This window comes from Kitasatospora sp. NPDC058406, from assembly GCF_042722765.1.
Lineage (GTDB): Bacteria > Actinomycetota > Actinomycetes > Streptomycetales > Streptomycetaceae > Kitasatospora.
On record NZ_JBHXKE010000361.1, the window covers coordinates 1 to 6,743 of the forward strand.

Below are 6,743 nucleotides of genomic sequence, written 5' to 3' on the forward strand. Positions count from 1 at the left end.
CCATGACCGGAACCACGGCCGGCTTCCTGCGCACCCTCGGCGACCAGGGCCTCATCACCCCGCTACGCTCCGACGGCGGCCACCGCCGCTACTCCGGCTACCAACTACGCATCGCCATGCGCGCCCGCGACCTCGTCGACCAGGGCACCGCCATCGACGCCGCCTGCCGCATCATCGTCCTCGAAGACCAACTCGAAGAAGCCCTGCGCATCAACGAACAGCTTCGCCACGACGCCGGACAGCCGCCCACCGCCGACACCTGACCCCGGCGTCACCGCCTGGCCCGGACGGGCCGCCTGCGGCCCGGTGACTTCCACCCCGGTCCGACAGTGCGACAGAACGCGGGAAAGCCGTCACCCACGGGGTGACGGCTTCCGGTGCGTTCAGGCCTTCGCTTTTCCCCAGGTACGGCCAGGTGTCGGTTCCCACCCGGCGGCCCCGGAGGCGAGGCCGGTGCGAGGCCGGTCCGAGAACTGCGGTCGGGCGCGGTCGATGAGGCTACGAACCCTGTGTGAACGCGGTGGCGTGGTCGGCGGCCCACTGGCGAAACGTTCGCGGTGGCGTCCCCAGGATGTCGGCCACCGCGGTGGTGACGTACGCGGGCTGTCCGACGGCCGCGCTCCACGCGGCGAGCAGCATGTCGACGACCGGGCCGGGCGCCGTGCCCTTCCACAGGCTTCGGAACTCGTCCGGCGTGATCTCCTCGAAGTCGATCTTTCGCCCGAGGGCGTCGCCGATGAGGCCCACCTGTGCGGCCTGGGTCAGCGATTCGGGGCCCGTCAGGACGTAGTCGCCTCCGACGTGTCCGTCCCGGTGGAGCGTCCGCGCCGCGACGGTTGCGACGTCGCGGTCGTCGACCGGTGCCGACTCGGCGGCGCCGTAAGGCCACCGGACGACGCCGCCGGCCCGGATCGCGGGCGCCCACCAGGCCGGTGCGTTCGATGCGAGCATGCCCGGCCGGATGACCGTCGATTCGAGTCCGGTGGCCGCGATGAGCCGCTCGATGTCGGCGTGCATCGCTGCGATGGGATTGGGCTGCTGGAAGAGGGGGTGCGGGGTCCGGTGCGGGGAGGAGAGGAAGACGACCCGCCGCACGTGGGCCGCCAGCCGCTCGACGACGGCCTCGGTGGTCCGGGGCGGGGCGGTCCAGACGAGGAAGACCGCACCGGCACCGTTCAACGCCGGGTCGAGCGTCTCGGGCACGGTGAGGTCGCCGGTGAAGACCTCGACCTTCGCCGGTAGCGTCGCCGCGGCCTCGGGGCGGCGGGTGAGGGCGCGGACCGGTACGCCCGCGTCGAGGAGTTGGTCGATGACGACGCGGCCGATCCGGCCCGTCGCCCCGGTGACGAGCACGGGAGGAGTGTCTGTCTGACTCATGCCGCCCATAAAAACGTTACTCGGTTAAAAAAGCAACCCGGTTATGAATGTTACGGTGGTCGGATGAACGAGCCGACGGGACTGCGGGCCCGCAAGAAGGCGCGGACGCGCGATGCCATCGCCGACGCGTCCATCTCGCTGTTCCTGGAGCGCGGCTTCGACCGCGTCTCGGTCAGCGACATCGCCGCGGCAGTCGAGATCTCCAAGCCGACCCTCTTCCGGTACTTCCCCACCAAGGAGGACCTGGTGCTGCACCGGTTCGCGGACCACCAGGGCGAGGCGGCGCGCGTCGTCCGTGACCGCGGGTCCGGCATCGAGCCGGTGCCTGCGCTGCACCGCCACTTCCGGGCCGGCCTCGATCGGTTCGACCCCGTCACCGGCCTCAACGACCACCCCGAGGTGGTGGCGTTCCATCGGCTGGTGTTCACCACACCGAGCCTGGCGGCACGGCTCACGCGCTACCAGCTAGAAGACGAGGAAGCACTGGCGGACGCACTCGGCGAAGGCATCCGGGCACGCCTGTGCGCTGCCCAGGTACTCGCAGTCCAACGGGTGCTCGCCCGGACCAACTGGCAGAAGATCGCTGACGGTCGAGCCGCGCGCGACGTCCACACCGAGGCCCTGGCCGACGCCGACCAGGCATTCGAACACCTGCGGTGACGGGCGGCACGCCCGCCCGACGAAGAGTCCACAGCCCAGTGCACGCATGACCGCGGGCCCGGCCGAGACGCCGACAGCCGCCGCATCGCCGGGCGCGATCCCCGGCATCGTTGACACGTCCTTCGGTCGGGCCGCTGTTCGCAGCTACTCCGGCGTCAACCCCCGAAGGACCTCCGGAGCCGACCGTCGTGTCTGCGCCTGCGCCGCCGGGAACGTCCCACTCCCACGCTGCTCGCCGTCCGGGCCGGCCGCCGCACTGCCGCGCCGCAGCCGCGGTCGCCGGGTTCCGGCCACCCCGCGCCTGCCTCCTGCCGCCGACCGGCCCTGCGGCTCCGACCGCCCGGTCGCGGCGCGGTCATCCTCTGCTCCTGCAGGTTCTTCCGGCGGCGCGTTCGCGGGCTGCGGCCGGGATTACCGGGCGTCGCGTCGCCGACGCGCGCGCTCGAACTCGGCGACGTCCGACATCCAGGGACCGTGCTGTTCGAGTGCGGCGCAGCCGCCGCGGACGAAGGTGCTCACCAGCTTCCGGTACCCGCCGATCCCGTCGACCAGGCCGTACTCGACCCGGTACTCCGGATCCGACCCGCCTTCCCCCTCGCGCAGCGTCGTGACCCGGGCGACGGAGTCCGCGTAGAAGTGGAGCTGGATCCCTTCGCCCATCTCCTCGTCCTCGATGGTGAACACCTCGTTGTCCGTGGCCGAGCGGTCGCCGACGAACTCCCAGAACTCCGCGGTGGCAGTGCGGGGGCTGTCCTGCCGCCACTTCTTCTCGGCGCCCTTGTCGTCGGTGAACGACAGGACCGTCTTCCTCGCACCCCCGTCCGTCCTCGCACCCCCGTCGAGGTCGGTGCGGTGGTCGGCGCCCTCGTCGTCATCCTCCATGGGGGTGTTCCTGGAGCGGTCCGCGGCCTCCGAGCACATCAGGAAGCTCACGGTGCGCACCGCGTCATCGACCAGTTCAGGATGTGCACGGCGTACGGCCGCTTCGACCCCGGTCTCCATCCGATGCCAGTCGTGCCTGTCCGTGGCGCGGTTTCCCCGTCGCGGATCGCGGCCGATCCGCAGCGCGGCGCACGCCTGCTCCGCGGTGGCGATCACCCGCAGGACCTCGGGCAGCAGCGCGGGTTCGACGGCATCGGGCATCCGTCGGGGAACGGTTCCGCCGTGCAGGTACTGGCCCGTGAACCTCAGGATCGCGGCGTCGAGTGGACCCAGTACCGCTCCGCGCTCGGCGCGACGGCGGTCCGCGTGGTACTCCTGGGCCCGCTTGCCGTTCGACGTCTCTGTCGCCGCGCGCATCGCCGCGCATACCTGACCGCGCTCGAGCAGACCGATGTCGGCCCCGTGGGCGATGAGCCGGCTCCTGTCCCACCGGATGCGCCGGAAGAGTGCGTCGACGTCCGCGGGTGCGCCGAGGAGGATCGGGTCCAGGAGCGCGACGGCGGCGTTCTCGTCGAGCCGGCCCCGGGTTCCGGCGTCGTCGCACAGCGGGAGGGCCGCACTCCACAGCAGCAGGTGTCTGGCCAGGTCCTCCCGGATCACGGCAAGATGGGCTTCGCCGATCGAGAACGTGAACGTGCGAGGTTCGTGGTTGGCGTCGGCCCCGGCGCCGAGCGTCAGCTTCAGCTCGCCGTCCTCGCGGACGACGTTCGGGATCCAGCCGCTCCTGCGAGTGAAAACGATGTCTCTCATGGACTCAGTCTTTCCCGGAACGGCACCGGCCGGCACCACGGTGGTGGTGCAGCCCCACCCGCACCATCCCTCGACGTCGACGGCCCGGCCAACTTCCGTGTCCGGCCGCCCGGCAGGCCCTCGGCATGGAAAAGATCTTTTCCACGCTCGCCTCGTCCGGTACGGTCGCGGAGTTGTTTTCGCTGCTGGGAGGCCATGAGCTGCGCACGTGGCCCCGGGTGCCCGCCGACTGAGAGCAGGTTTCTTCATGGCATGTCGTATCGGTGAGCTGGTGCTCGGTTGCCGCGATCCCGAACTGTTGGCGCAGTTCTGGTGCGAGGTCCTGGGCTACGTCGTGGTCGGCCGCGAGGAGGGCTGCGTGGAGATCGGGACGCCGGAAGGGTTCGGCGGTCCGCAGCCCACGATCTTCTTCAGCGTCCGGGACGAGCCGGAGCCGGGGAAGTCCCGGCTGCACATTGACCTCAACCCCACCGACCGCGACCAGGACGCCGAGCTCGAACGCCTTCTGGAGCTCGGTGCCCGCCGGGCCGACATCGGCCAGACCGGGGACGAGCAGTGGCATGTCCTGACCGACCCTGAAGGCAATGAGTTCTGCCTGCTCAAGGCCCGCATCAAGCCGCTCTGACGCTCGTCCGGGGCTCATCGGTCACGCCGCGGTCGGCGGTGCCCCCGCGGCCGCGGCGTGACCCGGGGTTGTCCGGAACCAGCACGCACCGCCTTGGTGCAGAGAAGCTGTCGCACGACGGCACGAGGCGGTTGACGGAACGACGGGGACGCCCGTGCGGCGGATCCCGCGCTCAGCTGCCGCGAAGCCCGGCGATCTGCTGCGCGAGCTGGGCTGCCTGCGCGTCACGCTCGGCCTTGAGCGCCGCGAACGCCTGTGGCTGCTGGGCGATCGCGGCCGTCTGGTAGTCGGCTTCGACGGCGAACCAGATCCCGACCAGGTTGGTGCGCGCCTTGCACTCCACATCGGTCTGCGCCATGCGGATCTCCGCGGCGTCCGGCTCGGGTTGCTTCACGGACGGCAGATCCCCTCCGGCCTCGACCGGGTTCGGCGCTCTGAACCCGTCGGCGCGCATGCACTCCGACCAGCGCCCGAAGACCTCCTTCACCCGCGGATCGGTCATCGAGCGGGAGAAGCTCTCGGCCTTGGTCTGTGCCGCGAGCTGAGACGTGCCGCTGCCCGAGCCCTGTCCACCGGGCTGGAGCGACTGGAGATCGGTGTTCACCTTGCCCTGACAGCCTCCGGCCGGCACCGCCTGGCCGTTCGAGCTGGTCAGCGGCTTGCCGGTGGCGTCCCTGCCGAGCAGCAGCGCGTTTTCCGCCGGCTCCCACACCCCCGCCACGCGCCCGGCCCCGCGGCGGAAGCGCGGATTCACCGGCCGTTTCCCGGCACCCGCCGGAGCCGGTGACTCCCGGAGGCACGGGTCGGGGCCGGACCGTTCCCTGGGCATGACCGCGGACGGGGCGCTCGGCCCCGGGCCGGGAGATCGGGCCGGCTGGAGTGGTCGCCATGGACCACCGCTCCGGCCCTGGGCCCGTGGTGACGGCCACGTGTCACCCGAGGACCTGCGGGGCTGCCGGGACCGCATCACCGGAGCGGTCCGCCGACCGCGCGAAGTCCCCGCGCGGAGGTACCCGTTCAGCCGGAGCCCGGACGCCATGGTCGTCCGGGTTGCAGGTGCTGCGCGCGAAGCACCCGCGACGCCTACTGCCCGTGTCTACGGGAACGGCCGCTGGTCGGCCTGGTCGGCCCGGTCGGCTGCGGCGCGAAGCTCGGCCCGGACACGTTCGGCGTCCCGGTCGCGGACACCTGCGGTGCCGTTCCGCGAGGGGGGCGGGCCGGCCAGGCGTCGGTGGTTGCGTTCCAGCGCCCAGACAACGAGGACGATCCACAGGACGAGTACGGCGAGTCCGGTCATGAGGGCTCCTTGTCGGGTCTTGGCTCAGCGGGATGCTTCACGCGCGCCGTGGGAACGCTGTGGGGGCAACGGATCATGGGCCCACCCTGCTGCCGTCACGGCCCGGTGAACAGGTCCAATACGGAGCAGGTGGACCCTTTGAGCGTGCTGGTCGCGCCGCGCCGCCGACGCCGCGGATCCTTCACCGGGTGCTGCCCGCCGGCGCACCGAGGTCCCAGATCGGGGCGTTGCGTGACCGGCCGGCCCGACACTCCCTCGACCTGCTCTTCGGGACGCCGCCACCACCCGGGGCGACCTCACGATCGGCGAGGTCCCGACGGACGGGCACGATCACCCGGCCCGGTTGTCCGGGAAAGCCGGAGTCCACCAAGATCGATACGGCAACGGCTCTCTGGCGTGTATCCACCGGAGTCTCACCCTGCGGCGGCGGGTTTCTCCGTTCATGCGCCGTCCGTTCTGCCCGGAGGTGCCCCAGGACAGTGAGCGGAGGTCGGGCCGCTCACCCCTCCCCGGGCTCCAGGACGACGTCGATCGTCAGAGCGAACCGGGGTCGTGTGGTCCTTCCGGTGCCCTGCGCCGCCTGGAGTGTCCGGTCACTGCTGCTGCCGAGCCACAGGCCCACGACCAGATCGGGAAGGTACTGCTCCATGGGTACCGCTGTGTGCCGGACGGCCGTGTGGCCGACGGTGAACTGCTTGGAGGAGGGGAGTGCTGCGGCGCCCTCGACGGCGGCGAGGAACTTCGCCGGAACCACGAGAACATCACCGGTGCCCCGGATCAGCCAGTAGACGGCGCTGGCGCTGTGCTCCAACAGGTCATGGAGCTGACGGCGTTTGACGGTCCAGGTGTCCTCGCGCCCGGTGCGGCCGCGGCCTGGTGTCAGCGCGGTGGACTTCTTCACCTGGATGAGGTCTCCCGTCCGCAGCTGGAGTCGGCCGGGTACGCGTATGTCGACGGCGACGCCGATGTCGGCACCGTTGGTCCGTTCCTCCTTCTTGGTCACGGTGCGGTGCCCGACCCGCAGATGCGGGCCGGGCACCGCGGCGAGCCGGGGGGGGGAGGGGCGGGGCGTGAAAACGCGGGCGAGGCCGG

Annotated in this window: 8 protein-coding genes; 3 read left to right on the forward strand and 5 right to left on the reverse strand. The window is 71.3% G+C overall.

The features are described 5' to 3' along the window. On the forward strand, positions 1 to 263 hold a 263-nt coding region (locus ACFWOG_RS38415), incomplete at its 5' end, for a MerR family transcriptional regulator (protein ID WP_380364173.1). A gap of 235 nt (positions 264 to 498) precedes the next feature. Here the strand turns inward: ACFWOG_RS38415 and ACFWOG_RS38420 are convergent. Further along, a complete protein-coding gene (locus ACFWOG_RS38420) occupies positions 499 to 1,377 on the reverse strand; it encodes an SDR family oxidoreductase (protein WP_380364175.1) in 879 nt (292 codons plus the stop codon). Between the two features lie 63 nt (positions 1,378 to 1,440). Between ACFWOG_RS38420 and ACFWOG_RS38425 the strand changes: the two genes are divergently transcribed. Beyond that, the gene (locus tag ACFWOG_RS38425) at positions 1,441 to 2,037 is read left to right on the forward strand and encodes a TetR/AcrR family transcriptional regulator (protein ID WP_380364176.1); all 597 of its coding nucleotides are present in this window, start codon (positions 1,441 to 1,443) and stop codon (positions 2,035 to 2,037) included. 411 nt (positions 2,038 to 2,448) lie between these two features. Here the strand turns inward: ACFWOG_RS38425 and ACFWOG_RS38430 are convergent, their stop codons facing one another. Then, positions 2,449 to 3,729 carry a DUF6357 family protein gene (locus ACFWOG_RS38430; RefSeq protein ID WP_380364177.1) on the reverse strand — a complete coding sequence of 427 codons (1,281 nt, stop codon included), beginning with the start codon at positions 3,727 to 3,729 and terminating at the stop codon, positions 2,449 to 2,451. 247 nt (positions 3,730 to 3,976) lie between these two features. On the opposite strand from ACFWOG_RS38430, the gene ACFWOG_RS38435 reads away from it, so the two are divergent. Continuing rightward, positions 3,977 to 4,354, forward strand: a complete 378-nt coding sequence (locus tag ACFWOG_RS38435) for a VOC family protein (protein ID WP_329950664.1) — start codon at positions 3,977 to 3,979, stop codon at positions 4,352 to 4,354. Positions 4,355 to 4,526: 172 nt separating this feature from the next. Here the strand turns inward: ACFWOG_RS38435 and ACFWOG_RS38440 are convergent, their stop codons facing one another. From ACFWOG_RS38440 to ACFWOG_RS38450, 3 genes are all read right to left on the reverse strand, one after another. Further along, positions 4,527 to 5,108 (reverse strand): hypothetical protein, encoded by a 582-nt coding sequence (locus ACFWOG_RS38440; RefSeq protein WP_380364179.1) that lies wholly within the window; start codon positions 5,106 to 5,108, stop codon positions 4,527 to 4,529. A 342-nt stretch (positions 5,109 to 5,450) separates the two neighbouring features. Next, complete coding sequence (locus ACFWOG_RS38445) at positions 5,451 to 5,651, reverse strand: hypothetical protein (RefSeq protein ID WP_380364180.1); 201 nt, start codon at positions 5,649 to 5,651, stop codon at positions 5,451 to 5,453. 499 nt (positions 5,652 to 6,150) lie between these two features. After that, the coding region (locus ACFWOG_RS38450; RefSeq protein ID WP_380364181.1) for a hypothetical protein at positions 6,151 to 6,743 on the reverse strand (593 nt) is incomplete at its 5' end.

Bases quoted from the DNA above. Each gene is read 5' to 3' on its own strand.
- ACFWOG_RS38420 (WP_380364175.1), bottom strand. From the start codon at position 1,377: ATGAGTCAGACAGACACTCCTCCCGTGCTCGTCACCGGGGCGACGGGC.
- ACFWOG_RS38425 (WP_380364176.1), top strand. From the start codon at position 1,441: ATGAACGAGCCGACGGGACTGCGGGCCCGCAAGAAGGCGCGGACGCGC.
- ACFWOG_RS38430 (WP_380364177.1), bottom strand. From the start codon at position 3,729: ATGAGAGACATCGTTTTCACTCGCAGGAGCGGCTGGATCCCGAACGTC.
- ACFWOG_RS38435 (WP_329950664.1), top strand. From the start codon at position 3,977: ATGGCATGTCGTATCGGTGAGCTGGTGCTCGGTTGCCGCGATCCCGAA.
- ACFWOG_RS38445 (WP_380364180.1), bottom strand. From the start codon at position 5,651: ATGACCGGACTCGCCGTACTCGTCCTGTGGATCGTCCTCGTTGTCTGG.